Source organism: Micromonospora sp. NPDC048930, assembly GCF_043197935.1.
Taxonomy (GTDB): domain Bacteria; phylum Actinomycetota; class Actinomycetes; order Mycobacteriales; family Micromonosporaceae; genus Micromonospora.
In genome coordinates, this window is sequence record NZ_JBICUB010000018.1 from 58,692 (window position 1) to 85,215 (window position 26,524).

The 26,524-nt window shown below is 73.4% G+C and carries 28 protein-coding genes; 5 read left to right on the forward strand and 23 right to left on the reverse strand.

The window, feature by feature from the left end; all coding sequences use genetic code 11:
• Positions 1-24: 24 nt before the first annotated feature.
• The 5 genes from ACGFI9_RS31910 to ACGFI9_RS31930 form a co-directional block, all read right to left on the reverse strand.
• Positions 25-267 carry a hypothetical protein gene (locus ACGFI9_RS31910; protein ID WP_393183914.1) on the reverse strand — a complete coding sequence of 81 codons (243 nt, stop codon included), beginning with the start codon at positions 265-267 and terminating at the stop codon, positions 25-27.
• Positions 264-977, reverse strand: coding sequence for a helix-turn-helix domain-containing protein (locus ACGFI9_RS31915; protein ID WP_393183916.1), 714 nt, complete (start codon positions 975-977; stop codon positions 264-266). The genes ACGFI9_RS31910 and ACGFI9_RS31915 overlap by 4 nt, the downstream gene beginning before the upstream one ends.
• Before the next feature lie 172 nt (positions 978-1,149).
• Complete coding sequence (locus ACGFI9_RS31920; RefSeq protein WP_393183918.1) at positions 1,150-1,389, reverse strand: hypothetical protein; 240 nt, start codon at positions 1,387-1,389, stop codon at positions 1,150-1,152.
• On the reverse strand, positions 1,386-1,622 hold the full coding sequence (locus ACGFI9_RS31925) for a hypothetical protein (protein WP_393183920.1): 237 nt from the start codon (positions 1,620-1,622) through the stop codon (positions 1,386-1,388). Before ACGFI9_RS31925 ends, ACGFI9_RS31920 begins: the two co-directional genes overlap by 4 nt.
• A 159-nt stretch (positions 1,623-1,781) precedes the next feature.
• Positions 1,782-3,299, reverse strand: coding sequence for a recombinase family protein (locus tag ACGFI9_RS31930; RefSeq protein WP_393183922.1), 1,518 nt, complete (start codon positions 3,297-3,299; stop codon positions 1,782-1,784).
• On the opposite strand from ACGFI9_RS31930, the gene ACGFI9_RS31935 reads away from it, so the two are divergent.
• A complete protein-coding gene (locus tag ACGFI9_RS31935) occupies positions 3,298-4,437 on the forward strand; it encodes an RNA polymerase sigma factor (protein WP_393183924.1) in 1,140 nt (379 codons plus the stop codon). The genes ACGFI9_RS31930 and ACGFI9_RS31935 overlap by 2 nt on opposite strands.
• A gap of 105 nt (positions 4,438-4,542) precedes the next feature.
• Here ACGFI9_RS31935 and ACGFI9_RS31940 read toward each other — a convergent pair whose 3' ends face one another.
• The 6 genes from ACGFI9_RS31940 to ACGFI9_RS31965 form a co-directional block, all read right to left on the reverse strand.
• The gene (locus ACGFI9_RS31940) at positions 4,543-5,394 is read right to left on the reverse strand and encodes an SRPBCC domain-containing protein (protein WP_393183926.1); all 852 of its coding nucleotides are present in this window, start codon (positions 5,392-5,394) and stop codon (positions 4,543-4,545) included.
• Positions 5,387-5,947: a helix-turn-helix domain-containing protein gene (locus tag ACGFI9_RS31945; RefSeq protein ID WP_393183928.1), complete on the reverse strand. Its 561-nt coding sequence runs from the start codon at positions 5,945-5,947 to the stop codon at positions 5,387-5,389. The genes ACGFI9_RS31940 and ACGFI9_RS31945 overlap by 8 nt, the downstream gene beginning before the upstream one ends.
• Positions 5,948-6,041: 94 nt before the next feature.
• Positions 6,042-6,980 carry a hypothetical protein gene (locus ACGFI9_RS31950; protein ID WP_393183929.1) on the reverse strand — a complete coding sequence of 313 codons (939 nt, stop codon included), beginning with the start codon at positions 6,978-6,980 and terminating at the stop codon, positions 6,042-6,044.
• Positions 6,977-7,498: a SigE family RNA polymerase sigma factor gene (locus tag ACGFI9_RS31955; RefSeq protein WP_393183931.1), complete on the reverse strand. Its 522-nt coding sequence runs from the start codon at positions 7,496-7,498 to the stop codon at positions 6,977-6,979. The genes ACGFI9_RS31950 and ACGFI9_RS31955 overlap by 4 nt, the downstream gene beginning before the upstream one ends.
• 135 nt (positions 7,499-7,633) lie before the next feature.
• The gene (locus ACGFI9_RS31960) at positions 7,634-8,977 is read right to left on the reverse strand and encodes a class I SAM-dependent methyltransferase (protein ID WP_393183933.1); all 1,344 of its coding nucleotides are present in this window, start codon (positions 8,975-8,977) and stop codon (positions 7,634-7,636) included.
• The gene (locus tag ACGFI9_RS31965; protein ID WP_393183935.1) at positions 8,974-10,359 is read right to left on the reverse strand and encodes an FAD-binding oxidoreductase; all 1,386 of its coding nucleotides are present in this window, start codon (positions 10,357-10,359) and stop codon (positions 8,974-8,976) included. The genes ACGFI9_RS31960 and ACGFI9_RS31965 overlap by 4 nt, the downstream gene beginning before the upstream one ends.
• A gap of 93 nt (positions 10,360-10,452) precedes the next feature.
• Here ACGFI9_RS31965 and ACGFI9_RS31970 point away from each other — a divergent pair, with 93 nt between their 5' ends.
• Genes ACGFI9_RS31970 through ACGFI9_RS31980 form a run of 3 tightly spaced genes read left to right on the forward strand, consistent with a single transcriptional unit; the run spans position 10,453 to position 12,025 of the window.
• On the forward strand, positions 10,453-10,923 hold the full coding sequence (locus tag ACGFI9_RS31970) for an aminoacyl-tRNA deacylase (RefSeq protein ID WP_393183937.1): 471 nt from the start codon (positions 10,453-10,455) through the stop codon (positions 10,921-10,923).
• 40 nt (positions 10,924-10,963) lie between these two features.
• Complete coding sequence (locus ACGFI9_RS31975) at positions 10,964-11,248, forward strand: DUF427 domain-containing protein (RefSeq protein ID WP_393183939.1); 285 nt, start codon at positions 10,964-10,966, stop codon at positions 11,246-11,248.
• 57 nt (positions 11,249-11,305) lie between these two features.
• Positions 11,306-12,025, forward strand: coding sequence for an RICIN domain-containing protein (locus ACGFI9_RS31980; RefSeq protein WP_393183941.1), 720 nt, complete (start codon positions 11,306-11,308; stop codon positions 12,023-12,025).
• A gap of 4 nt (positions 12,026-12,029) precedes the next feature.
• Here ACGFI9_RS31980 and ACGFI9_RS31985 read toward each other — a convergent pair whose 3' ends face one another.
• On the reverse strand, positions 12,030-13,331 hold the full coding sequence (locus ACGFI9_RS31985; protein ID WP_393183943.1) for an MFS transporter: 1,302 nt from the start codon (positions 13,329-13,331) through the stop codon (positions 12,030-12,032).
• 52 nt (positions 13,332-13,383) lie between these two features.
• Between ACGFI9_RS31985 and ACGFI9_RS31990 the strand changes: the two genes are divergently transcribed.
• Positions 13,384-14,373 carry a GlxA family transcriptional regulator gene (locus tag ACGFI9_RS31990; RefSeq protein WP_393183945.1) on the forward strand — a complete coding sequence of 330 codons (990 nt, stop codon included), beginning with the start codon at positions 13,384-13,386 and terminating at the stop codon, positions 14,371-14,373.
• Between the two features lie 76 nt (positions 14,374-14,449).
• On the opposite strand, the gene ACGFI9_RS31995 is transcribed toward ACGFI9_RS31990, so the two are convergent.
• The 11 genes from ACGFI9_RS31995 to ACGFI9_RS32045 all read right to left on the reverse strand — a co-directional run bounded on the left by ACGFI9_RS31995 (position 14,450) and on the right by ACGFI9_RS32045 (position 26,523).
• On the reverse strand, positions 14,450-14,926 hold the full coding sequence (locus ACGFI9_RS31995; RefSeq protein ID WP_393184021.1) for a hypothetical protein: 477 nt from the start codon (positions 14,924-14,926) through the stop codon (positions 14,450-14,452).
• Between the two features lie 208 nt (positions 14,927-15,134).
• Positions 15,135-15,731, reverse strand: a complete 597-nt coding sequence (locus ACGFI9_RS32000) for a hypothetical protein (RefSeq protein ID WP_393183947.1) — start codon at positions 15,729-15,731, stop codon at positions 15,135-15,137.
• An 848-nt stretch (positions 15,732-16,579) separates the two neighbouring features.
• Positions 16,580-18,532 carry a VWA domain-containing protein gene (locus ACGFI9_RS32005; RefSeq protein WP_393183948.1) on the reverse strand — a complete coding sequence of 651 codons (1,953 nt, stop codon included), beginning with the start codon at positions 18,530-18,532 and terminating at the stop codon, positions 16,580-16,582.
• 2 nt (positions 18,533-18,534) lie between these two features.
• Positions 18,535-19,971, reverse strand: coding sequence for a magnesium chelatase (locus ACGFI9_RS32010; RefSeq protein ID WP_393183950.1), 1,437 nt, complete (start codon positions 19,969-19,971; stop codon positions 18,535-18,537).
• A 116-nt stretch (positions 19,972-20,087) separates the two neighbouring features.
• Complete coding sequence (locus ACGFI9_RS32015; RefSeq protein WP_393183951.1) at positions 20,088-21,161, reverse strand: hypothetical protein; 1,074 nt, start codon at positions 21,159-21,161, stop codon at positions 20,088-20,090.
• Positions 21,162-21,237: 76 nt separating this feature from the next.
• On the reverse strand, positions 21,238-21,888 hold the full coding sequence (locus ACGFI9_RS32020) for a response regulator (protein ID WP_393183953.1): 651 nt from the start codon (positions 21,886-21,888) through the stop codon (positions 21,238-21,240).
• 11 nt (positions 21,889-21,899) lie between these two features.
• The gene (gene tnpB / locus ACGFI9_RS32025) at positions 21,900-23,288 is read right to left on the reverse strand and encodes an IS607 family element RNA-guided endonuclease TnpB (RefSeq protein ID WP_393183955.1); all 1,389 of its coding nucleotides are present in this window, start codon (positions 23,286-23,288) and stop codon (positions 21,900-21,902) included.
• Entirely contained in the window at positions 23,285-23,464 is a 180-nt protein-coding gene (locus ACGFI9_RS32030; RefSeq protein WP_393183957.1) for a hypothetical protein, read from the reverse strand. Before ACGFI9_RS32030 ends, tnpB begins: the two co-directional genes overlap by 4 nt.
• Positions 23,465-23,544: 80 nt before the next feature.
• A complete protein-coding gene (locus tag ACGFI9_RS32035; RefSeq protein WP_393183959.1) occupies positions 23,545-24,798 on the reverse strand; it encodes a sensor histidine kinase in 1,254 nt (417 codons plus the stop codon).
• 253 nt (positions 24,799-25,051) lie between these two features.
• A complete protein-coding gene (locus ACGFI9_RS32040) occupies positions 25,052-25,549 on the reverse strand; it encodes a hemerythrin domain-containing protein (RefSeq protein ID WP_393183960.1) in 498 nt (165 codons plus the stop codon).
• Positions 25,550-25,554: 5 nt separating this feature from the next.
• On the reverse strand, positions 25,555-26,523 hold the full coding sequence (locus tag ACGFI9_RS32045) for an aldo/keto reductase (protein ID WP_393183962.1): 969 nt from the start codon (positions 26,521-26,523) through the stop codon (positions 25,555-25,557).
• Position 26,524: the final 1 nt, after the last annotated feature.

Genomic DNA, 26,524 nt, shown 5'->3' on the forward strand with positions numbered 1-26,524 from the left:
GGGGTTGTGGATCTCTAAAAACGGTCACTGTGTGTGATGGCCGAGGTGGTTGCCGAGTGCGGTGACCAGCTTGAGTCGCCAGGTGTCGATGCCGTGGTGATGGCAGCCGGCGGTGTTCCACTCGTTGATGGTCCAGGCGAGCAGGCTCATGCGGCGGACGTCGTTGCCGGTGAGCCATGCGGCGAGGGGGTACGCGGTGTCGTCGTCGTCGCTGAGCATCGCCAGGGCGACGCCGAGCACGGCGGCGGTGGGATCGATGGGGGTCATGTGCTGGTGCCTCCGTCGCCGATGGCGTCGCGGTACGCCTCGGCCCATGCCTGCTCGGTCCACTCATTGGGCGGCACGTAGCCGCCGACCGTCAGCGAGTACGCCACCGCGCGGGCGTCGTCGTCGTTGAGTCCGTACCGTTCGCGGGCCTCGCGGGCGGCGCGCTCTTTGACGCGCCGGGTGTCGCTGTCTCCGCGCGCGACGGCCGGACGCGCGCGTGTGTCGCGCCGCGCAGCGGAGCGCGACGACGTGCGCGGGTCATGGTTCTTTTCTTGATTCTGTTCGGGTGACACCGTGTCACCCCGTGGCGTCGCTGTTGTCACCCCGTGGCGTCGCTGATGTCGCCCCGTGCGGGGGCGACGGGGCGACACGGTGTCATCCCGCTCGCCCGTACGGGGTGACACCGTGTCGTCCCGTGGCAGGGGTAGATCCCACACCACCGGCCGGCGGTCCGCCCGTACGTGCTCGGCCACGCCCTGATCGCCACGGTGGATCAGACCCCGCTTCTCCAGCTCGTCCAGGTCGCGCTGCACCTGCCGCTTGCTGCGCCGTGCTCGCCTCGCCAGGGTGTCCGTGCTGGGGTATGCGTTGCGCCCGGTTTCGTCGGCGTAGCAGGCGAGCGCGACCAGGGTGAATGCGGGGCCGGTGGGGAGGTCGGCGGGCGCGTCGAGCGCCCACCGTACTGCCCGCCAGCAGATCCACCTGGTCACGACGGTTCGTCCTGACTGGAGGTGCGGCGCCAGGCGTAGAGCGCCCATTGGTTGCGCCGGTCGCGGGCGATGCACACCCGCCGCCACCGCCGCCCCGGCGGTACGATCGGGGTGCGTGTCGTCGTTTGACCGGGAGTGCGGCCTCTTGCCTGGGGGGCCGCTTTCTCGTTGGTCATGTCGGCCCGCCTCCGTTCGCGAGGGCGAGCAGTTCGCCGAGCCGCCGGTGAGCGTCGGCCAGGTCGGCCAGCGTCTCCGGGGTGAGCACCCCGGGCCGCCAGTACCGGTCGCCGGTCGCGGCCTCAAGCCGGCGGGCGGCCATGCTGGCGGCGGCGGCGTTGACGCGCACGAGCTGGGCGAGTGCCCGGGATTCGACTGCGCCGCGGGCGGCGGCGGCACCACGCGCGGGGCTCACTCGCCTGCGGTAGGGGCCGCAGGTGCTGGGGCGAGCAGCGCGGCGAGTCGCCGCCGCTGGTCGTCGGTGAGCGGGGGCGCGCCGTCCACGATGGCCCGGATGTACCGCTCGGCTTGGGCGGCGCGGAGTGTGCGCCGGTCTTCGAGCTGCCGCTCTGGCTCGTTGGGGTGGTGCCTTGCGGCGATGGCGATGCGCCCGATGGCGCGGCGTTCCTCAGGGGTCTTGGCAGGCACGGATGCCCCTCCCGCCGTCCACGCATGGCAACGACGCCCGATCTGGGCGGTGCCTCTAGGAGGTGGGCGGCCTCGCCGTTCCGGGTGGCGGGGCGCGCTGTGACGGGTTGGTGGTGCTGCTCGGTGACTTACTTGGGTCGAGTGTACGCCCCCGGTTGATCAGACGCCGGCCGCTGCCGCCAGCTCTCCCCACGTGCGGCTGTCGCCGACCCACCGTGACCCGGCCAGCCGGGCTGCCGCCTCAGCGAGCCGGTCATCTTCGGGAGTCGACCGGGACAGCCGGCGCGTCGGCTTTCCGATGACCACCTCCGCGAGCAGCGCGATGACCTCTCGCCGGGCGGCCACGCTCAGACCGTCCCAGACGTGCCGCACCCGCTCCACGCCGAAGGTGGCCGCGTCGAGCAGTTCCGGCAGCGCGCCCGGCGCGGTGACCGGCACGGCGCGCTTGTCGGCGTCTTCGATCCGCGGCTTGAGCCGGGCCTCCATGTCCACGAACGACTCAAGGCTGAGCCGGTCGTGCTCCCACATGTCACGGGCCTCGGCCAGCTTCTTCCGCAGCGCGGCGGCCTCGGCGCGCGCCTGCAGTACGGCGCTGTCGTCCACGGTGAGCAGGTCCCGGGCGTCCGGCTGCGCGAGGCGACCGACGATCAGCCGCGTGACGATCTCGTCTGTCTCGGCCACGGCGATCGTGACGCAAGAGTCGGCGAAGCAGGCGTAGCGAGCCGCGTTGTGCCCCGGCCTGGCGGGCTGCACCCGCAGCGGCCCGCCGCACGGCGAGGTGCCGAGGTACGACAGGAGCCACTTGGTCTTGCCTGGCTTGGCGTCGCGCCGTCCGGGCCGGACGAGCACCGCGTTGGCTCGCTGGAAGAGGTCTTCGCTGACGAGTGCCGGCCAGACCGCCTTGTACCGGTTGTCGGTGGGTGCCTCGCCTTCCCGGTGTGCGCGGTGGCGGCGCTGGCCGCGATAGGCGTCGTTGCGGATGAGGCGGCGGATCGTGTGCCGGGACCACTGGCGGCCTTCGGGCGACGGGACGCCTCGCGCGTTCAGGTCACGCTCGATGGAGACGATCGGCTCTGACCGGGCGATGCGCTCGAAGATCTCCACCACGATCGGGGCGTCGACGCTCTTGCGCTGCTCGATGAACTCGCGGGTCCGGTCGTCGTAGACGCGCTCGTACCCGAACGGGGCGCGGCCGTGCACGCCGCCAGCGGCAGCCGCCGACGCGACGCCCTTGCGGACGCGCTCCGAGGTCACCTCTGTCTCGTATGCGCTCGACACGCCGTCCTCTGCCAAGGTCTTCCAATCCCGCGCCCGTCGCGGATCGTAGGTCCGCTCGTGGGAGATCACGTGGATCACCACTCCGCGGCTGCGGCACAGCGCCAGCATGCCGAACCAGTCGACCGGTTCACGGGACCCCCGTGAACTCTCCCACAGCATGAGGACGTCGAGCTTCCCGGCGGCCAGGTCGGCGAGCAGGCGGGACCAGTCGGCGCGGCCCTTGCGCGCGAACCGGCTGGCCGAGCTGCCGTCGTCGTAGGTAGCTGCCATCTGCCAGCCCGGTTCGCCGTCGATGACCTTGCGTCCGAGCGCCAGTTGGTCCGACACGCTCTTGGTCTTGTCCTTGCTCTCGCGGCCGTAGATGCCGACGCGAAGCGTGGTGGGGAGAGTGACCGTCATGGGTTTCACAGTACACGGTAGCGGTGCAGTATCCGAGGACTGCGCCCAGGAGGCTCTCGCGGCGGCGCTGGAACGGTGGCCCCGGGACGGCGTACCGGGGAATCCGGGCGGCTGGTTGATGACGGCCGCCCGGAACCGGGCCGTGGACGTGCTGCGCCGCGCCGCCGTGGAACGCCGCAAGCTGCGCGACCTGGCCCTGCTCACCGACCCGGAGCCGGCACCGACGGGAGGGGACGTGGTGGACGACCGGTTACGCCTCATCTTCACCTGCTGCCACCCCGCGCTGGCCCTGGAGGCCCGGGTCGCGCTGACCCTGCGCACCGTGGCCGGGGTGCCCACCGCCGACATCGCCCGCGCCTTCCTGGTCACCGAGTCGACGATGACCCGCCGGCTCACCCGGGCCAAGACGAAGATCGCCGCCGCCGGCGTCCCGTACCGGGTGCCGACCGGGCCCGCGCTGGTCGAGCGGCTGCCGGGCGTCCTGGCCGTGCTCTACCTGCTGTTCACCCGGGGGTACGACGCCGACGGCGAACCCGCCTTCGCCACCGAGGCGGTCCGGCTGGCCCGGCTGCTGCACACGCTCATGCCCGAGCAGCCCGAGGTGGCCGGCCTGCTCGCCCTGTTCCTGCTGCACCACTCCCGCCGGGCCGCCCGCCGCGACGCCGACGGCGACCTGCGCACCCTCGACGAGCAGGACCGCTCCCGCTGGGACCACGACGCCATCGCCGAAGGCGTCGCGCTGCTGGACCGCGCCGGCGACGGCCCGTACGCCCTCCAGGCCCGGATCGCCGCCTGCCACGCCACCGCCCCGACCGCCGCCGACACCGACTGGCCGGCCATCGCCCGCTGCTACGACCGGCTGGTTCGGCTCCGCCCCACCCCGGTGGTCCGGCTCAACCGGGCGGTCGCCCACGGCTACGCGTACGGCCCCGGGTCCGGGCTGGACCTGCTCGCCGAGGCCCGCGCCGGCGGGGCGCTGGACGGCTATCCGCCCGCGCTGGCCGCGGAGGCCGAGCTGACCGCCCGCCTGGGCGACCGGGTACGCGGGGCGGCGCTGTTCCGGGCGGCGGCCGAGGCGGTGCGCTCCGAGCCGGAGCGACGCGCCCTGCTCCGCCGGGCCGCCGAGCTGTCCGGCTGAGCCTTTCCCGGCCCGTCCGCCGCAGCCGCCGGCAACCCGTCCCCGCCGCCGGAAGCGGCACCGGCGGCAGGGACGGGAGCGGCGGTAGGGACGGGAGCCGCCGGCTCAGGCGCCGGTCGGCAGCTCCGCGGCGAGCCAGATCGGCTGCCAGTCGGCCATCTCGTGGAAGCGGCGCAGCTCGAACAGCCCGGACACGTTGCCGCACCACGCCGCGTACGGGGGGTTGCCCTCGTCGAAGCCGCTCTGCACCAAAGTCAGCTTCGTCTTCCCGTCGGACTCGGCCAGCTCCCAGGTGCTGACCCCGACCGGCCCCCAGTCCACCGAGATCTTCCGGCCGGGGTCCAGGTCGACCACCTTGGCCGCGTACCCGGTCTCGAAGCCGCCCATGGCGTACCGGCCGCCGACCCACGGCTCGATCCCGATCGGGTAGCCGAACCAGGCGCTGGCCTGCTCGGAGTCGGTCAGCGACGTCCACACCCGGTCCATGGCGGCCGCGATGGTCAGCTCGGCGCGCAGCTCGGTCGAGGTGAAGTCGGTGCGGGGCAGCAGCGGCATGCCCTCCACCCGGGCGGCGAGGTTGGCGATCGACAGGGCCCAGAAGGTCTGCAGCACCCCGCGGATGCTGCTGCCGCTCATCGCCTCGGCGAAGTCGTAGTGGCTCTGCCGCAGCGTCAGCACCGTGGAGTCGCCCTCCGGCGCGAGCGCGAACTCGGTGGTCGTCTCGACGCCGTCGAGCAGCCACGCGAAGCGCAGCCCCTGCTCGTCGGCGTGCAGCAGGCGCTGGTGCGGGGCGTCACCCTCGGGGGTGTAGCGGCCCCAGAACTCGTACCGGTGCGGCAGCTCGACCTCGGCGTGCTCGGCCAGCCAGATCCGCAGCTCGGCGGGGTCGATCAGGGCGTGGCGCACGGCGTCCACCGGGGCGGCGAGTCGGGCCCGGACGGTCAACGGTTCACTCACGGTCGTCACCTTTCGGATAGCACGCCACGGCGAGTTTGAAGGCGTCCCCCTCGGCGCCCCCGTAGCGCGTGAACAGGTCCTGCAGCGTCGTCTGCAGGTCGTGCAGGAACTCCTGCCGGCGCTCGGCCGGCACCCGGATCTCGCCGGACACCCCGATCGAGGGCAGCTCCGGCGCGGTGCGGTCCAGCGCGGCGATGTCCGCCTGGACCTCCTCCATGAGGTCGAGCAGGTAACCCAGGCTCAGCTCGTCGCGGGCCCGGCGGCCGCCCCCGATCCGGCCGACCAGGCGGGGCGAGAGCCAGTACGACCGGGCGACGGCCTGGTAGATGCCCTCGCTGATGCCCCGCACCTTGCGGGCCGACACCTGCTCGACGAGGCCGGCCGCGACCAGCTGCTTGACGTGGTAGTAGACGCGCTGCGGCGTCTGGTCCAGCCGGGCGGCGACCTCGGTGCAGGTGCGGGGCTCGGCGAGCTGCCGCAGCACCTCGATGCGCTGCGGCTTGAGCAGGGTCTCGGCCTGCTCACGCTCTTCCAGGTACAGGACGTCTCTCATGGCAAAAATCAGTTTGTACGTACAAAACTTCTTTGTCAATGGGTTCGACGAAAGGCCGCGCGGATCGCGCGGCCTTTTCGTGCTGAGCCGTCGGCTACCTCGACCAGATCAGCGGGGCCGGCACCTCGACCTTCACCGGCAGGCCGTAGTCGGAGAGCTTGATGACCACGTTCAGGTCGGAGTTGAACCTCGGCCTGTTGGCGATCCGGGTCGTACGTACATAGGCCACCTGCGCGATCCGATCGTCCGCGCCGACCGTCACCTCGCCGACGAGCCTGTCGGAGAGGATCTTGGGAGTGGGGTTCTGCATCGTGACCTCGAAGTGGTAGACGCCGGGAGCCTTCTCCGTGACCGTGGCACCCGCGCCGCCCAGCACCCGGAACAGTTCCGCCGGGCTCGCCGACGCGCCCAGGCCACCACCCATCGCCATGGCATAGTCGAGGCTGTCGTGCTGCCCCGCCTCCCGGCCCCACACGATCTTCCCGTTGTCGGGGTCGGCACTGTCCGGGCCCCCGACATACCGGACACCGTCGATCAGCCGCTCGTGCGCCCAGCCCGAAATGGCGGCCGGACGCATCCCGGTGTACGGCGAGTCCAGGTAGCCGGTGGCCGTGGCCGGGTCGAAGGCCCCCACCGTGACCCAGCGCTCGCTCTCCGGCTCGGAAAGCGTCCCGGGCTTGGCGGGCTTGTCCGTCGAAGTGGTGGTGACCTTCACCCGGTAGCTGATGTTCTCGCTGGCCGCAGCGGCCGCGGCCAGGCGCAGCTGCGGCGGCTCGGGGCTTGCCGCCACGGACCGCTCGGCGACCGGCCCCGGCGAGTGGATGGTGCCGCCCGGGGAACCGGCGCCGCCGGTCACGACCGCGGCCAACGCCCCGACCACCCCGACCACACCCGCCGCGTACGCGCTGCGGTGCAGGGCGGTGCGCCGCCGGTGGCGGCGGGTGGCCTCACCCAGCACGTCCCGGCGGAACGTCAGGCCGGCGGCCGCGTCCCGCATCCCGGCGATCAGCTGGTCCTCGAGGTCGGTGCTCATCGTGCTGCTCCCTTCATGCCGGCGGCGTCCAGCGCCCAGTCGGCGGTGATTTCACGGAGCCGGGTCAGGCCGCGGGAGGCGGTCGACTTGACGGTGCCGACCGAGCAGCCGAGCAGGTCGGCGGCTTCCGCCTCGCTGTACTGCTCCCAGTACCGCAGCACCAGCACGGCCCGCTGCCGGGGCGGCAGCAGGCCCAGCGCCTGGATGAGCGCCTGCCGCAGGTGCAGCGCGTCGGTGCCGTCCGGCTGGCCCGGCGGCTCGATCCAGATCAGCACCTCCGGCCGGCGCCGGCGCAGCCGCCACCGGTCGACCGCCAGGTGGTACAGCGTGCGACGCAGGTATCCCTCCTTGTCGCCGTGCACCCGGCTCCAGTTGCGCATCAGCCGCTCCAGCGCCGCCTGCACCAGGTCCTCCCCAGCGGCCCGGCTACCGGTCAGCAGCACCGCCGTCGCGAGCAGGGCACCGCCGCGTTCCGCGACGAGGACGTCCAGCCCCTCGAAGCGCTTCTTCCGCCACACCGGCTCTCCTTTCGTCGCCACCAAGGACGACGGGTACGGCCCGAAGGTTGACTGGCCGAACCGACAGTCTCCGGCCCTGCCCCTAGCACGACGGAAGGCCGCGCGGATCGCGCGGCCTTCCGGGTCGTCCGTCGGTCAGGGCGTCCAGTCGGGACGCAGCGGGTAGCCGTTCACCCCCTGCGGGCCGTTGTGGGTGGCGAGCACCTGGTGCAGCTGGATGTCGTTGCGCTCGAAGGCCAGCCGGGAGCCCGCCATGTAGAGGCCCCACACCCGGGCGGTGCCCGAGCCGACCTCGTTCACGCAGAAGTCCCAGTGCTCGACCAGGTTGCGGCACCAGCCGGCCAGGGTCAGCGCGTAGTGCTGGCGCAGGTTCTCCTCGTGGTGCACCTCCAGCCCGGCGTCGTGGATCTCGCTGATCAGCCGGCCCGGCCCGGCCAGCTCGCCGTCCGGGAAGACGTACCGGTCGATGAAGGCGCCGGAGCGGTGCGGGGCGCGATTGTCCGCCCGGGTGATGCAGTGGTTGAGCAGCCGCCCGCCCGGCTTCAGCCGGCTGCGCAGCGCCCCGAAGTACGCCGGGTAGTTGCGCACCCCGATGTGCTCGGTCAGGCCGATCGAGGAGATCGCGTCGAACTGCTCGCGCGGGGCGTCCCGGTAGTCCAGGTGCCGCACCTCGGCCAGCTCACCGAGCCCTTCCCGCTCGATCGCCGCCTGCGCCCACTCGGCCTGCGCCCTCGACAGGGTCACGCCGAGCGCCTTGACGCCGTACTCGCGGGCCGCGTGCCGGACCATGCCGCCCCAGCCGCAGCCGACGTCGAGCAGCCGCATCCCCGGCTTGAGCGCCAGCTTCCCGGCGACCAGGTCGTACTTGGCCCGCTGCGCCTCCTCCAGGGTGTCCTCCGGGCGGTGGAAGACCGCGCAGGTGTACGTCATCGACGGGCCGAGCACCTTCTCGTAGAAGGCGTTCGAGACGTCGTAGTGGTGGGAGATCGCGTTGCTGTCCCGGGTACGCGAGTGGCGCAGCCCGTTCATCACCCGCTTCCAGCGCGGCGCCGACTCCTGCGGCGGGGGCGGCGGCGGCATCAGCCGCTCCCAGCCCAGCCCCTTCACCAGGGCCAGCGCCTCGCCCACCGACGGGAGGCGCAGGTGCACGTCGTCCTTGAGCACCTGGAACGCCTCGTACGGGTCGCCCGGGTGCACGCCCTCCAGGCCCAGGTCGCCGCTCACGTACGCCCGCGCCAGGCCCAGGTCGCCGGGGGCGGTGAGCAGGTACGACAGGCCCCGCTCGGTACGGATCGCCAGGGTGATCCCGGCGTCGGCCGGGCCGACCGCGCTGCCGTCGTACCCGGTGATGCGGATGGGCAGGTCGCCGGTGGTGACGGCACGGACCACGTCGGCGACGGTCGGGCCGGTACGCCGGCCCCCCGCCGGCGGGCCGGACGGGGCGCCGGTCGCCCCCTGTTCACGGTCGATCAAGCTCACTGTCGTGCCACCGCCTTTTCGTAGAGTCCCGTGAGCCGGTGGTCCGGGTCGTACCGGTCCCGAACGGCGCGCCAGAAGTCGCCGCCGTAGAGCCGGTCGAACTCGTCCCGTTCGTAGTACGCGTCGGAGTAGAGCGACTTGTGCCCGCCCGCCTCCGACACCGCGCGCTCGACCGCCCGGTTGACGTCGCCGTCCGCGGCGCCCTCGGCGATCGGCACACTCCCCCAGAAACCGATGTTCACATAGCTTTCCCCCGGTTGGAGGGGATACAGCGGCCAGGCCCGGGCGGATCCGGGGCCGGCCGGCTCGCGCAGCCGCAGCGGGCAGAGCCACACCGGGGTCATCCCCACGTTCCGGGCGAACCACCGCAGGAAGTCGGCGGTCCCGTCGAGCGGGATCTCCACGTCCTGCACCACCCGCTCCCGGGCCGGGCGGCCACGCCAGCGGTCGATCCGGGCGGCCACCTGGTGCCGGTGCTCCAGCCGCACCAGCCGGTGGTAGAAGTCGCTGCGCCGGTAGCGCTGCGGCCAGAGCCGGCGCACCACCGGGTGCTGCACCCCGAACGCCGCCGAGCACCAGAACCAGTCGGTGTCCCAGCGCCAGAGGTAGTCGTACGTGGTGAGCACGTCCCGGGTGCGCCGGCGCAGCGAGCGGTAGTAGATGTCCTGGCCGGTGTAGTCGCTGGGCCGCCCCGCCGCGTCGTCGGTGAACGTGCCCAGCACCAGGTACGCCTCGCCGGGACTGAACATCACCCCGTCCATCGCGTCGACCGGGTCGCCCTCCCAGGACCCCTTGGCGATCACCTCGCCGACCGCGTCGGTCAACTCCTCCAGCCGGGTGAACCGGATGTTGCGCAGCGCCACGTACCGGCGGACCGGCTGGAGTTCGATGCGCAGCCGGGTGGCGTAGCCGAGGCTGCCGAGCGAGTTGGGGAAGGCCCGGAACAGCTCGGCGTGCTCCCCCTCCGGCCGGGCGGTGACGATCTCGCCGGCCCCGGTGAGCAGGTCCATCTCGAGCACCGACTCGTGCGGCAGGCCGTTGCGGAACGAGGTGGACTCGATGCCCAGCCCGGTCACCGCGCCGCCCAGGGTGATGGTGCGCAGCTGCGGCACCACCAGCGGCATCAGCCCGTGCGGCAGGGTCGCGTCGACCAGGTCCTCGTACGTGCACATGCCCTGCACGTCGGCGGTGCGGGCGTCCGGGTCGACGGAGAGCACCCCGGTCAGCCCGCTGACGTCCAGCCCCGGCGCGCGGGGCGCGGATCGGGGGCGGAACAGGTTGGAGGTCTGCTTGGCCAGCCGTACGGGCTCCCCGGCGGGCACCGCGGCGTACGAGCGCCGCAGCGTGTCCACCGCCCGTTCATGATCACGGACAGCGTGCATGAGATCACCTTACGCCCGGGTACGACGATTCGTGGGATGACCACAGTGGCGGTTTCGCGTCCGGTGTGCGACAGCCGGGTTACCGTGGCGGGCATGCCGTCCCCCGCCATCGCCGCCCTCGACGCCGCCGGACTGCCGTACCGGGTGATCCGGCACGGTCCGGTCCGCAGCCTCGCCGAGGCGGCCGAGGCGCGCGGGGTCGCGGTGCCCGACGTGGTGAAGACCATCGTGGTACGCCGCGGCGAGGACGACCACCTGTTCGTGCTCACTCCCGGCGGTCGGGTGATCTCCTGGCCCAAGCTGCGCCAACTGCTCGGGGTGAGCCGCATGTCCATGCCGGACGCGGCGGCGGCCAAGGCGGCCACCGGATACGAGCGCGGCACCATCACCCCGTTCGGCTCGACCACCGCCTGGCCGGTGATCGCCGACGAGCGGCTGCGCGGCCGGGAGATCACCCTCGGCGCGGGCGAGCACGGGGTGGCCGTGGCGGTCGACGCGGACGCCGCCATCGCCACGCTGTCCGCGACCGTGGCCGACGTCACCGACCCGGAACCGGCCCGCTGACCGCTGGCCGTCCCCGCCCGTCCCGGCATAGCGTGGGAGCATGCCGAAAGCCGTCTGGAACGACCTGATCGTCGCGGAGAGCGACGACACCGTGGTGGTCGAGGGCAACCACTACTTCCCCCGTACGGCGCTGCGCGACGACCTGATCCGCGACTCCGCCACCCACACGTTCTGCCCGTGGAAGGGCACCGCCTCCTACTACAGCCTGGAACACGCGGGCCGGACCAGCGAGGACGCCGTCTGGTACTACCCCGACCCGAAGCCGGACGCGGAGATGGTGCGCGACCGGGTGGCGTTCTGGAAGGACGTCAAGGTCGTCGACTGAGTCACGCTCCGTCGAGGCGATTGGCCATCGACGGTCGCGGTGGTTCAGGATGCCCCCATGTCCGACCCACGCACCGATCCGCCGGGGACCGTGTACGGCGCCCGCCGTCCGGGCCGCCCCGGCCTGCCGCAGGACCCGCTGATGCGGATCGCGCTGGGCGTCGCCGTGGTCGGCGTACTCCTGGGGCTCTTCTTCGCCACCGGCGTGCTCGGCGGTGGCGAAGACCAGCCGGTGGTGCCGGCGGCGGCCGTGCCCACCCCCGCGGCGAGCGGGTCGAGCGCGGCCGCGCCCACGACGGAGGCGGCGCCGACCACCCCGGCCGCGCCGTCGCCGACCCCGGCGGCGACCACCCCGCCGGCCCCGGCGGCCGGGCCGAAGGCGCTCCGTTCGGTGCCCTCGGGGCTCTGCCTCGGACTGGAGGGCGACCAGCAGCAGGCGAAGGCGCAGCTCGCCCCCTGCACCGGCGGGCCGGAGCAGCAGTGGGCGGCCAACCAGCTCGCCCCGGACGCGGTGGCGCTCACCGTGGCCGCGTACGGCCAGTGCCTCGACGTGGAGGGGGGCAGCACCGACGACGGCGCGAAGCTCCAGCAGTACCCCTGTCAAGGGCAGGGCAACCAGCAGTGGCGGTTGCAGCCCGCCGGCCCGGGCGCGGTGCTGCTGGTCGCCGTGCACAGCGGCAAGTGCGCGCAGCCCGAGGGGGCCGGCACCCAGCCCGGCACCAAGCTCGTGCAGGCCCCCTGCACCGGCGCTCCCGAGCAGCAGTGGACCGCCGGCTGACCGGTCAGCCGCGGTAGCTCCAGGCTCGGCGGCCGGCGGCGACCGGAAGCGCGACCGGCGCCACCGGTTCGTCCCCGCGCCGGCGCAGCAGCAGGGACAGCCCGGCCGCCCCGATCGACAGCGCGCCGGCCGCGTACCAGGCCGGGGCGTAGTCGCCGAGCTGGTCGCGGACCAGCCCGGCGCCGGTCGCGGCGAGCGCCGCACCGACCTGGTGGGCGGCGAAGACCCAGCCGAAGACCACCGCGCCGGACGCACCGAACCACTCCCGGCACAGCGCCACGGTCGGCGGCACGGTGGCCACCCAGTCCAGGCCGTAGAAGATGACGAAGACCAGCATGCTGGGCTGTGCGCTGCCGGCGAAGAGGCTGGGCAGCACCAGCAGCGAGCCGCCGCGCAGCGCGTAGTAGGCGCCGAGCAGCAGCCGGCTGTCCACCCGGTCGGTGAGCCAGCCGGAGGCGACCGTACCGACGATGTCGAAGAGGCCCACCAGGGCGAGCAGGCCGGCGGCGGTGGTCTCCGGCATCCCGTGGTCGTGCGCGGCCGGCACGAAGTGGGTGCCGACCAGGCCGTTGGTGGTCGCACCGCAGATCGCGAAGCCGCCGGCGAGCAGCCAGAACGGCCGGGTCCGCGCGGCGGCGGTCAGCGCGCCGATCGCCCGGGCCGCCGCCCCGCCGGTGGCCGGCGGCGGCGGGACCACCTCGGTCGCGCCGTAGGCGGGCAGGCCGAGATCCGCCGGGTGCTCGCGCAGCAGCCACACCGCCAGGGGTACGACCGCCAGCGCGGCCCCGGCGACGACCAGTGCCGCCACCCGCCAGCCGTGGTCACGGACCAGCACGGCGAGCAGCGGGAGGAAGACCAGCTGACCGGCCGCCCCACCGGCGGTCAGCACCCCGGTGACCAGGCCGCGACGGCGGACGAACCAGCGCCCCGTCACCGTCGCCACGAACGCCAGGGCCATCGAGCCAGTGCCCAGGCCGACCAGGACGCCCCAGCAGAGGATCAGCTGCCAGCTCGCGTTCATCGCCACGGTCAGCCCGCTGCCGAGGGCCACCAGCACCAGCGCGCCGGCCACCACCCGGCGGATGCCGAAGCGGTCCATCAGCGCGGCGGCGAACGGGGCGGTGAGCCCGTAGAGCATGAGGTTGACCGAGACGGCGGCGGAGATGGTGGCGAGCGGCCAGCCGAACTCCGCGTGCAGCGGGTGCAGCAGCACCCCGGGCGTGGCACGGAAGCCGGCCGCGCCGACCAGCGCGACGAAGGAGACGCCGGCCACGAGCCAGGCCGGGTGGAGACGGTGTCGGATCACGCTACGAGTCTCGGGGGCGGCGGACCGCGCGACGAGTGGCCGGAAAGCCAGCATGCGCAATAATCGGGCCATGACTATCGTGCCGCACCGGATCGCGGTGCTCGCCCTCGACGACGTGGTCAGCCTCGACCTCGGCACCCCGTCGCAGGTCTTCGGCACCGCCCGCACCGAGGACCTGACGCCGCTCTACCGCGTCGAGGTGTGCACCCCGGGCGGGCGGCCGGTGCGCAGCACGGCCGGCTTCCAGGTCCTCCCCGAGCACGGGCTGGAGCTGCTGGCATCCGCCGACACCGTCATCGTCCCCGGCATCCACGACGGCCCGCCGCTGACCGACGGGACGCTGGACCCCGAGGTGGCGGCGGCGCTGCGGGCCGCCCACGAACGGGGCGCGCGGATCATGTCGATCTGCACCGGCGCGTTCGTGCTGGCCGCCGCCGGCCTGCTCGACGGCCGCCCGGCCACCACCCACTGGGCGTACGCGGACCGCTTCCGCCGCTTCCACCCGGCCGTGGACCTCGATCCGGAGGTGCTCTTCCTCGACTCCGACGGGGTGCTCACCTCGGCCGGGGTGGCCGCCGGCATCGACCTCTGCCTGCACGTCATCCGCACCGACCACGGCAGCGAGGTGGCCAACCGGGCCGCCCGCCGCTGCGTGGTGCCGCCGTGGCGGGACGGCGGCCAGGCCCAGTACATCGAACGCCCGGTGCCCCGGGCCGCGGAGGCCGGCACCGCCGCCACCCGGGAGTGGGCCCGGCAGCGGCTGCACGAGCCGGTCGCCCTGCGCGACCTGGCCGCGCACGCGCGGATGAGCGTACGGACCTTCACCCGGCACTTCCGCTCCGAGACCGGGATCAGCCCGGCGCAGTGGCTGCTCCAGCAGCGCACCGACCACGCCCGGCTGCTGCTGGAGACCACCGACCTGACCGTCGACCAGATCGCCCGGCGCTCCGGCTTCGGCACCACCGCCGCCTTCCGGCAGCACTTCCACCACCGGGTCGGCGTCGCCCCCACCACGTACCGCCGGACGTTCCGCCGGCCCTGATCTGGGACTCAGGCGGCCGGGCCCTGACCTGAAACTCAGGCGGCGGGCGGCTCGACCCCGGGCCCTGACCTGCCGCTCAGGCCAGGTGCGGTTGCCGGCGCAGGGCGCGGAGCTGGGCCAGGTGCATCGGCAGGTGCACGCGGGTGTGCAGGTCCAGCACCCGCCCCCAGGGCAGCGAGTCGTCCACGTCCAGGTCGAAGCCCTCACGCAGCACGGTGTCCACCGGGGTCTCCGCGGCCGGCCCGAGCCGCTCGGCCAGCGCGCAGAGCTTCTGGCTGGTGGCCCGCAGCAGCGCGGCCAGCCCGTCCAGCCCGCCGCACTCGGAGACCAGGGCGTCGAGCTGCGGCCGGTGAATCGTCTCCAGGTCGTAGTACGCGAACGGCGACCCGGCCAGCACCGCCTCGGTCGCCTCGCTCATCAACTCGTCGTTGGCGGCCAGGTGCGCCACGATCTGGTCGGCGCCCAGCTCACCCTCCTCGGGTGGCCCGAACCCGCCGGCGTCCACTTCCGTCAGCACCGCCTCGTACGCCCGCCGCAGCTCCGCGGCGTCCACGTCGTCCATGCCCGCATCCAACTCCCGCCCCCGACGGCCGCACCGCGACTACCCCGCCCGGTTCACCCGGACGGGGTCCACGCACCGGTCACGATCTTGGAAAGTTGCCGTCTGCTGCTGACGGCAACTGTCCAAGATCTGGAGACGCCGCTGGCCGGCACCCCTGTGTCGGGGTGCCGGCCAGCGGCTTTCGTGTGCTGTGGGCGGGTCAGCTGTTCCAGTGCTGGGCGACGATGTCGGCGGCCTGCTGCTCCCACTGGGCGTAGGCGTCCGGGTAGGCCGAGACCTGCACGGTCTGGGCGGCCTCGGTCAGCGGCATGTCCTGCCACCCGTCGACCTGCTTCAGACCCTTCAGAAACGCCAGGGTCGAGTACTCGGGGTCAGTGATCTGCTCCGGAGTGCCCCAACCGCTGGAGGGGCGCTGCTGGAACAGGCCCAGCGAGTCGTGGTCGTTCTTGTCGCCGAGGTGGCCCAGGTTCTCCAGCTTCGACTCCTGCAGGCTGGTGGCGATCGAGATCACCGCGGCCCGCTCCGGCAGACCCGCCTTCTTCGTCGCGGCGATGATCGCCTTCGCGTTCGCGACCTGCTCGTCGTTCAGGTCGATGCGCGACTGCGCGCCCTGCACACCATGCGGAATCAGCTTCGCCTTGTCGACGCCAGGCTTGTCAGCCTGCACCGCGACCGCGACGGGCTTGCCCTCAACGGGGCGGGCGTCGGCGTGCGCGGCGATCGGACCGGCGAACACACCACCGGCAAAGGCCAGACCAGCAACACTCAGCATGCTCTTACGAATGATCGTGTTCATGAGACAAGCTCCATTCGGGGGTTGGCGTCCGCGCCGAGGGGGGTCAGCAACAGACGCAAGCACCACGTCAGGCGCTTAAAAGAGGGGGAAAGTCTTGGGGGATCCGGCTCGCGGGGCTTGGCCTCTTCGCGGCGCCGGGACCATGTGTAACGACCGGCGACCCCACATCATTCCGGGCCCGTCACCCCGCCGTGCGGGGCGGTCTTCCTCGGCCGTTCACCCGTGTTCAACGACCCCCGCCCGCCCACCATTCCGGCCCCGGGATGCCACCGAACACACCCCGAAACCGGACACACCACCCATACGTAACCGGGCCTCACAGGGGCCTGCGTGGTCAGTGGAACAACATGGAGGTCACCGGAGCCCGGAGACATCTATGACGTTCCACCCACCGGCCGAAAGCGGCGCGACAACGGACATTCCCCCCGGGAACTCCGTCGACCGCAGCCAGCTTGACCGACTCGACACGCCCGCAAAGCGGCGGCCCAGACACCCACGACATGCCGAAACCCGAGTCGATCACCGCAGCGCACCCGCGAAACCGGTGGGCAGGTACCTGCCATCCGCCAGGCCACCCGGTCGTGGAGAACCGGGACGGCCCGACGTACACCAGACGCCACCATGCGGCCCGCAGGGCTCGGACGGCGCGGAACCACGACGCGGGTGTGGCCCGCCGTGACCGGCGCAGGGATCAAGCCTGACCGCCCGGAGCCGGGCACGGCGGGCCACACCCGACAAGGGCGACCACCGACGAGGGCGACCACCGACAACGTGACCACAATGGATAACTGTCGCCCGCCGGAAACCCGCCAGGAGCTGAACCGAGCCCGGCAGCCACCGGGCAGGCGTCAACGCCGGCCGTGCCGCGCCCGCAGGTAGTCGGAGACCACGTACTCGCCCAGGTCGTCGAGGTCCGGGGTGAACATCCGCCCCTTCGACCGCCGCGCCACCGCGTCCACGAACCGGCGCAGCCCCGGATCGTCGCCGAGCATGAACAGGTTGAGCGTGGCGCCGTACCGGGTGAGCTTGTCGACCTCCCGGACGGTCGCCTCGATGGTCTCGGGCAGCGGCGGCCAGTGGAAGTACGCCTCGCCGTCCGCCGGGTCCAGGTGCGCGGTCGGCTCGCCGTCGGTCACCACCAGCACGACCGGCTCGGCGCCCGGGTGCCGGCGCAGGTGGCGCCCAGCAAGCTTGAGCGCGTGCTGGAGGTTGGTGCCCTGTTCCATGTCCGGCTCGACCGCGGCCAACTCCTGCTGGGTCAGCGTCATCGCCTCCCGACCGAAGCCGATGATCTGCAACGCGTCCTGCGGGAACCGGGTGGCCATCAGGTGCGACAGGGCCAGCGCGGTCTGCTTCATCGGCCCCCAGCGCCCCTGCGAGATCATCGAGTACGACAGGTCGACGCAGAGCGCCACCGCCGCCGACGCCCGCCGCTCGGTCTCCACCACCTCGAAGTCCTCGACGGCGAGCTGCACCGGCACCCGGGGCCCGGCCCGGCGTACCGCGCGGGTGAGGGTGCGTACCACGTCGAGGGGCTGCTCGTCGCCGTACTCCCACTGGCGGGACGCGCCGCTCACCTCGCCGGCCGCCCCGGCGGAGCGCAGGTCGTGCTGGCCGCGCGGGCCGGCGGTGAGGTCGGCGAAGACCCGCCGCAGGGCGGTGCCGGCGAGCCGGCGCAACGCCTTCGGGCTGAGCGTCAGCCCGTCCGCGTCCCGGGTCACCCAGCCCTGCCGGCGCAGCTCCCGCTCCAACTCCTGCAGCCGGCGTACGTCGTCGGCGGCGTCCCGGCCCAGCGTCCGGGCCACCGCCTCGACGTCGACGTCGTCCAGGGTGGCGCCCGGGTGCTCCTGGTCGAGCTGGTCGAGCAGCTCGTCCAGCTCGGCGATCTCGCCGAGCGCGCCGGTCGCCTCGCCGTAGCCGAGCGGCTGGTCGCCCCGGACCCGCTCGCCGCGCTGCCAGTTCAGGTCGGGGCGCAGCGTCCGCAGGTGGGCGTCGAGCTGTGACAGCTCGCCCGCCAACTGGTCGCCGAGCGACTGGCGCATCAGGCCGGCCAGCTCCTCGCGCTGCCGGTCCGACAGCGACCGCATCAGTCGCTCCCCGGCCGCCGCGCGTCGGGCCAGCACGTCGACCAGCTCGTCGACGTCCTTCGGCCGTTCCGGGAAGAACTCGCCGTGCCGCCGCATGAACTCGGCGAACGCGTCGGTGGTGTCCTCGGACCGGGCGTGCCGGGCGAGCAGGTCGTTGAGGTCGCGCATCATCTCGGCGAGCTGCCGTTGGGCGGCCGGGTCGCCGGCGGCCCGCGCCGCGTCCCGCAGCCCGGCGAAGCGCTGCTCCAGCACCTCGCCGCGCAGCCCGTCGAGGATCCGCTGGTACGTGGCCCGGGCCTCGTCGCTGGCCCAGTCGTACCCGGACAGCTCCTCCACCGCCCGGGCGGTCGAGCGGGGCAGGTTGTCCAGCACCGCCTCGGCGAACCGGGCGCTGTCGTCGTCCCGCCCGCGCAGCTCCTCCCGCTCGGCGGCGAGGGCCTGGTCGAGCAGCGCCCGAGCCCGGGTCACCGCCCCGTCCAGGTCGCCCCGGCGCAGCGCCTCGCGGCGCAGCCGGCGGGCCCGGGCGGCCAGCTCGTCGAGGCCGCCGCGCCCCTGCGGGCCGCGGCGCAGCAGGTCGCGCAGCGCCTCGCGCAGGCTGCCGCCGGCGAGGACCTCCGCGCCGACGGCGTCCACCGCGGCGCGCACGTCGTACGGCGGGGCGAGGGGGTCGGGCCCGCCCCGCCACTGTCCGTACCGGAACCGGTTGCCGGCCACGGTCAGCCCCGGCCGCCGTAGACGGTGCGCCCGGAGTCGGTGACGTCCTTGCCCAGCCGGCGGGTCAGGTGCAGCCCTTCGAGGACGAACTCCACCCCGGCGGCGGCCTCCTCGGGGGTGGGCGCGTCGCCCAGCCCGAGCCGGTCGAGCACCTTGGCCAGCCCGGGCACAGTGCCGACCTGGCGCAGCAGTTCGGCGGAGGAGACCAGCTCGCCGGTCTCGATCTCGCCGCCCTCGGCGACCAGCGCGGTGAACCCGGAGAGGTCCAGCCCGGTCAGCCGGGCCCGGAACGTCTCGGCGGTGGCGGTCCGCAGCAGGTGGGCGAGGATCTCGATCTCCCGCCCCTCCTCGCCGCTCTCGAACTCGACCTTGCCGCGCAGGGTGGAGGTCACCGAGACCGCGTCGCCGACGCGGGCCACCGGAGCCTCGGTGGAGGCGGCGGCGAGCAGGCCGGCGCGGCGCAGCGCGGCGGCGGCGACGGTCTCCGCGGCGGCGATGGCGAACCGGGCGGAGACGCCGGAGCGCGGGTCCACCGACGGCGATTCCCGGACGGCGCGGGCGAAGCGGGCCAGCACCTCGAGCACGTGCTCCGGCACGGCGGCGACCAGGTCGGCCTCCTGGCGGATGAGCGCCAGCTCCAGGTCGAGGTCGACCGGGTAGTGGGTACGGATCTCCGCGCCGAAGCGGTCCTTCAGCGGGGTGATGATCCGGCCCCGGTTGGTGTAGTCCTCCGGGTTGGCGCTGGCCACCAGGAGCAGGTCCAACGGCAGCCGCAGCTGGTAGCCGCGGACCTGGATGTCCCGTTCCTCCAGCACGTTCAGCAGCGCCACCTGGATGCGTTCGGCCAGGTCGGGCAGCTCGTTGACGGCGAAGATCCCGCGGTTGGTGCGCGGCACCAGTCCGAAGTGGATGGTCTCCGGGTCGCCGAGGGTACGCCCCTGGGCGATCCGGATCGGGTCGACGTCGCCGATCAGGTCGCCGACGCTGGTGTCCGGGGTGGCGAGCTTCTCGCCGTACCGCATCGAGCGGTGCAGCCAGCCGATCGGCAGGTCGTCGCCGCGCTCCTCGACGAGGGCGCGGGACGCGGGGGTGAGCGGGTGCAGCGGGTGCTCGTTGAGCACCGACCCGGGGATCACCGGGGTCCACTCGTCGAGCAGCGCGCCCAGCGAGCGGATCAGCCGGGTCTTGCCCTGGCCGCGCTCGCCGAGCAGCACCATGTCGTGGCCGGCGAGCAGGGCCCGCTCGACCTCGGGCAGCACCGTGTCCTCGTAGCCCACGATGCCGGGGAAGCGCTCCGCGCCGGAACGCATCCGGGCGAGGAGGTTGTCGCGGATCTCCTGCTTGACCGTGCGGTAGTGATGTCCGGACGCCCGCAGCACGCCGAGCGTGCCCGGCAGGTCGGCGGGCGGCACCGGGGAAACCTGGTTGGGAGCGGTCACCCGGCCAACGCTATCTCGGCCGGGTGACCTCGTGCCCACTTCCGGATCACGGGCCGGGCACGACCGGGGGCGGTGGCCGGGCCAGGGCCGCCGGCACCGGGCGCCAGCCCCGGCGCTCACGGCCGGGGGATCGGGCCCGGCCAGGGCCGCCGGCACCGGGCACAGGCCCCGCGCCGGCGCAGGTGGTACGCCAGGGTGGCCGCGCCGAGCGCCGGCCCCCACAGCGGCCAGAGCAGCATCGGGGTGGTGGCCGAGCTGAACCCGCCATCCGGGTGCCAGAAGTCGGGGTTGGCCAGCTCGCCGAGGGTGCCGGCGGTCACCGCGATGGCCACCAGGGTGCCCGGGACGACGGCCAGCAGCGGCGGCACCCGCCGGCCGGCCAAACCGGGCAACCAGCGCGGGAATACCTCACCCCAGCGCTGCACGAGCCCGAGGGTGAGCACCGCCCCGACGGTGGCGAACGCCCCGAGGCCGGCCCCGGCCCAGACCGCCCCGGTCTCGTGCAGTTCGGCGAGGAACTCCCGCGGGATGCCGAGCGGGATGTCCAGCACCCAGGCGAACCGGGTGGCGGCGTACACCAGGGGGATGGCGGCCGCGGTCCCGGCCGCCCAGCGGCCCCAGCGGGCGGCGGCCGCCGGGGTGGTCCAGCCCGACTCGTCGCCGTCCCGGCCGCACGCCGCGCACGTCCCCGCGGTACGCCGCTGCCAGACCAGCACGGCGGCGGCGAGCAGCACCCCGGCGACGAGCGCGGCGCCCTTCACCGCGAGGGTCCAGTCGAAGATCTCCGCGTAGTCGACGGGCGGCCAGCCGAACGGCGCCCCGATGATCAGCATGGGGAGGTAGCCGAGGATCACCAGCACCCGCACGTCCGGCACCACCACGGCCAGCGCGACCGCCACCGTCCAGCCGTACCCGAGCAGGAGCGCCCGCAGCGGCCGGGACGGGCGGGCGGTGCCCACCATGGCGAGGGCGGCCACCGCGGCGCCGAGCAGCACCACGGCGAAGACCGGCGGGCCGTACCGGACCGGCAGCAGGCGCAGCAGGCTGGCCTCGCCGTACGCGTCGTTGGCCCCGAGCGGGTAGCCGTGGCCCGTGAGCGTGCCCAGCAGGGCGAGCACGCCCCACAGGCCGAGCCAGCCGGCGGCCAGCGGCGCGCTCCGGGCGGGGCGGTGGGTCGATGTCGTCGTCATGACTCCACCCTCGGCCGGCCGGCCCGGCCGCCCCTCCCGCGCCCGGAGGGACCGCCTCCCCCGCCGGTGGGAACGCTCAGCCGGTCGGCACCACGAAGCCGGACTCGTACGCGGCGATCACCGCCTGGGTCCGGTCCCGGACGGCCAGCTTGGCCAGCACGTTGCCGACATGCGTCTTCACCGTCTCCACCCCGACCACGAGCCGCTCGGCGATCTCGATGTTGGACAGCCCGGTGGCCATCAGGCGCAGCACCTCGGCCTCCCGGTCGGTGAGCCGCGCCGCGCGCAACCCGTCCCCACCCCGGCCCCCGTACGCCCCGACAAGCTGGCGGATCGCCGCCGGGAAGAGCAGCGACTCCCCGGCCGCCACCACCCGGATCGCCTCCACCACCTCGGCCGGGCGGGCCCGCTTGAGCAGGAAGCCGCTGGCCCCGGCGCGCAGCGCGTCGTAGACGTACTCGTCGTTGGCGAAGGTGGTGATGACCAGGACCCGGGGCGGGTCGGCGGAGGTGGCCAGCAGCCGGCGGGTGGCCTGGATGCCGTCGATGGCCGGCATCCGCACGTCCATCAGCACCACCCGGGGCCGTAGCTTCGCCACCAGCGGCGGCACCTCGGCGCCGTCCGCCGCCTCGCCGACCACCCGAAGGTCGGGCTGGGCGTCCACGATGGCCCGCAGCCCGACCCGGATCAGCTCGTCGTCGTCGACGATCAGCACGTCGATGGTCACCCGGCCTCCCGTTACCGCTCAGTGCGCTCTAGTGAGCGCATGATTTTGGTAGTTCCGCCTTGCGGCGGGACGGTCCCGGTCTTGCCCGCCGGGGCGGTGCCGGGTTGACGCTTCATAGCCACCGGCCCGCCAGGGCGGGTCTTACGGTCGGCTCCACGTCCAGCCACCGGGCCACTCCCGGCGGTGTCAACCTCATGCGCGAGCGCGGCGAGGTTCCGTGCGGCGTTTACATCCCGGTCGAGGACAAGGCCACAGGTAGTGCAGGTGTAGGTGCGTTCGGACAGGGCCAGTTTGGTTCTCACCGTGCCGCAGTCCGAGCAGGTTTTCGAGGACGGGTACCAGCGGTCGGCCACGATCAGCCGGCCACCGTTCCATGCGGTCTTGTACGCCAACTGCCGACGCAGTTCCGCGAGCCCGGCGTCGGCGATATGCCGGGCCAGCCGCCGGTTCCGTAGCATCCCAGCCACATGAAGGTCTTCCACCACGATCGTGCCGAACTCGCCGGCCAAGCGGGTCGTGAGCTTGTGCAGACCGTCGCGGCGCAGGTTCGCCACCCGCGCATGCGCACACGTGAGTTGCTTGCGGGCTCGTTCCCACCGGTTCGACGGCAGCTGTCCGGTGCGCCGGTCCGGGCCGACGCGGCGGGACAGGCGACGGGCCAGGCGGCGCATCCGCCGGGCCGCCTCGTCCAGGTGGCGCGGGTTGGGCGTCAGCTCGCCCGTGGACAACACCGCCAGGTGCTTCACCCCAACGTCCACACCAACCACGGCATGCGGTCGCATGGGGGCCCGTTCGGCGCGGTCGACCTCGACACGGAACGCCACATGCCACCGCCCGCCGTGCCGGCGCACTGTTGCCGACATAATCCGGGCCGTGCCCGCCTCCAGCCGGCGGGCGAGCTTTCGGGTTGACTCGTGGGTCTTCAACCGCCCCAGCCGGGGCAGCACCACATGCTTACGGTCCGGCTCGACCCGGATCACGCCAGTGGTGAACCGCACGCTCGGCGTGCTGCGACGGCGCGACTTGAACCGGGGAAACCCGACCGGCCGCCCGCGTCGCTTCCCCACACGACAGTCCGACCAGTTCTTCAACGCCCGCGCCAAGGCGTCGAGGCCGGTGTTGAACGCTTCCTTGGAACACTCGCGCCACCACGGCGCAACGTCGGCTTTCGCCGCATTCCATGCCCTCCGTAGCGCCGGCAACGACCACCCCACCGCCGGGGTCAACCGCTCATCCGACACACCGTAGCTGCGCTCGGCGGTCCGCTGATCCATCACCGCCTTCACTTGCGCGAGCGCCCAATTGTGCGCAACGCGGGCCGCGCCAGCATGGGCGAGGAGCGCCCGTTCCTGCACAGGAGTCAGGTCGAGCGCGAACCGATAAGCCTGGATCGTGTTCACGCCGCATAGTCCCCAGCAACCACCCCACCATCCCGCCGTGCCCCCCGGCCGTCATCGAGACCGTCCAGCATGCGCAGCAGGGTGGCTTGGTGGAAGTTGAACTGCTGGGTCAACGCCCCACGCTCATCGGCCAGGAAGACCGGCATGACCCGGTCCACGGGCGAGCGGAACACCATGCCAGCAACCCTACGGGCAGGGTGCGACAACCGCCGATGCCATCAGGTTTACATGACCACTAGAACATTCCAAAGAGTGCTCAGGTCTCACCAGATGCCTCCCCCCTGGGCACCGGCAGCGACGCCCGTACCCGCCACCGGTCGCCGTCCGGGCCGGCGTCGAGGCGGCCCCCGAGCAGCAGCACCCGCTCCCGCATGCCGTCCAGGCCGCGCCCGCCGCCGCCCGGCCCGGTCGTGCCGCGCAGCCCGTTGACCAGCTCGATCTCCAACCCGTCCGCCGGTACGTCGACCCGCACGGTCACCGGGCCGCGGCCGTGCCGGGCCGCGTTGGTCAGCCCTTCCTGCACGATCCGGTAGCCCTCCCGGGACACCGCCGACGGCAGTTCCCCCACCGCCCCGCTGACCTGCGCGTCCACCGCCAGGCCGGCGGCGCGGGTGTCGGCCACCAGCCGGTCGAGCTGGCCGAGCGTACGCTGCGGCGCGGTCGACGGGCCCTGCCCGTCGCTCTCCCGGAGCAGCCCGAGCACGTGGTCCAGGTCGTCCATCGCGTGCCGGCTGGTCTCCTCGATGGCCCGCAGCGCCCGCCGGGTGAACTCCGGGTCGACGTCGAGCAACTCGCGAGCCGCGCCGGCCTGGAGGGTGGCCACGGTCAGCGCGTGCCCGACCGAGTCGTGCAGCTCCCGGGCCAGCCGGTTCCGCTCGGCCAGCCGGGCGGCCCGCGCCTCCAGGGCGGCGATCCGCTCGCCCTGCGAGGGGCCGAGCAGCACCGGCGCCATCGACGCGGCGAGCGCGCCCAGCCCGGCCACCGCGTACCCGAGGCCGACCAGCACCGCCACCCCGGTCAGCGCCGCCGCGACCGGGTTGTCCGGGCCCAGCGGACCGAACGCGTCGTCGGCGGTCGCGCCCGTGTCGAGGCCGACCTGCCCGGCGAGGAAGACCAGCGCCATCGGGAACGCGCTGATCGCCGCGAACAGCACCAGCCCGCCGGTGACCAGGTGCAGTGCGATCCAGAGCGCGGCGCGCAGCCGGGTCTCCCGGTCGATCCGGTGGCCCACCGCCGGCTCCGGCAGGTCCACCGCGAGCAGCGCGCGGGCGGCGGCGATCTCCAACGTACGGCTGCCGGCGAGGAACACCGGCACCGCCGCGATCACCACGCCCACCAGCAGCAGCCCGAACCCCAGCGGGCGGGGCACGTCGCCGCCGCCGAACAGTTGGACGAAGGCCGCCGCGAGCAGCGCGTACGGCAGCGCGAGCACCCCTCCGAGCAGCAGGAACACCCCGCGCCGCCAGGTGCTCCCCCGCACCAGCGGCCGCAACACCCCCGGGACCGTCACCCACCCATTGTCCCGCCCGACCCCACCAGCCCAACTCCCCCACGATGGGGAGATCCCACCCGAGGCGGCCACCCCTGTTAGATCCCACCCGAGGCGTCACTCAACTGACCCGGGTACCCCCTTGGTCTCTTCAGAGGGCGACGGACGGAGAGCGCCCACGACAGGGTTTCCGGGCAGCCCGGCCCGCGGAGGGATCAAGCCTGACCGCCCGGAGCGGGCCGGGCTGCCCGGAAACCCCACGCACCGCAAGAGATCAGCGATGATCAGCAACGTAACGAGACGGATCCTTGTCCAGGAACGGCAGGTTACGCCCGTTCTTGTGCTCGCCGTAGAACTTGAGCCACCGCGCCCCCAGTTCGGCCCGCAGCTCGACGCTGGCGTGCTTGCGGAAGTCGGGCAGCGCCTCGTCCTCCTCCTCGGCCAGGTGCTCGCTGTTCTCCCGGCGGGCCCGCCACACCGCCGCCCACCACGGGTCCGAGCCGACCTCGTGTTCCTTCGACTCGGCGATCGCGTCCCGGATCTTGTTGTGGTCGCCGATGGCGTCCTCGGTCTCCTCCTCGCCGTCGTCGCCGTGCTTCACCAGGTGCGGGTAGAGGATCGCCTCCTCCGCCTCGGCGTGGATGTCGAGGTGCAGGGCGAGCGCGTCCCAGACGGCCAGCAGCTCGGCCGGGTCGCGGGCGTCGTCGAGCCGGGCGAAGCCGCGCCGGAAGGCGGCGTGGTCGTCGAGGATCAGCGCGGTGATGTCGTCCATCGTGGTCACCTTCCGGTACGGGCACGGATCAGCTTGGGTACGGCGGCCAGCCCGGTGACCGGGCGGAACGCGTGGGCGGCGGTGACCAGGGCGGCGTACTCGTCGTCCGCCAGGTCGATCTCGGCGGCGGCCGCGTTGCGCTCCATCTGCTCGACGCCGGACGCGCCGGGGATGGCCACGACGTTGGGGTGCCGCAGCAGGTACGCCAGGGCGATCTGGCTCGGGGTGGTGTCGTGCGCGTCGGCGACCTCGCGCAGGGTGCCGATCAGCTCGGTGCCGCGGGCCAGGTTCTCCGGCAGGAAGTACGGGTTGGCCCGGCGGATCGCCCCGCGCGGCTGGTTCCGCGCGTCGTAGCGGCCGGAGAGGAAGCCCTGCGCCAGCGGGCTGTACGCGATGACGATCCGGCCGGCCTGCTCGGCGTACGGGATGAGGTCCTGCTCGGGGCCCCGGTCGACCATGCTGTAGCGGACCTGGTTGCTCAGCACCCGGCGGCCGAGCGCGGCCTCGGCGAACCGCCAGCGGCGCAGGTTGTAGTTGCTGACCCCGACCTCGCCGACCAGCCCGACGTCCTGGAGGGCGCGCATGCCCCGCATCGTGGTGGTGTCGGCGACCACCGGGTTGGGCTGGTGGACCTGGTAGAGGTCGATGCTGCTGACGCCGAGCCGGGCGGCGGAGGCGACCGCCCGCTGCTGCACGACGGAGGCGACCGGCAGCACCGGAAAGATCTTGCTGGCGACCACGACCTTGGCCTTGTCCTCGCCGAGCGCCGCGCCGAGGATGCGCTCGCTGCGGCCGAAGCCGTAGATCTCGGCGGTGTCGAAGAGGGTGACGCCCAGGTCGAGCGCCCGCCGGACGATCTGGGCCGCCCGGCGCTCGTAGTCCGGGCCGTAGCCCCACTCCCGGGACCCGAACTGCCAGGTGCCCAGGCCGATCTTCGAGATCGGCTTGGGGGTGTCGAGCTGCACGAAGCGCATG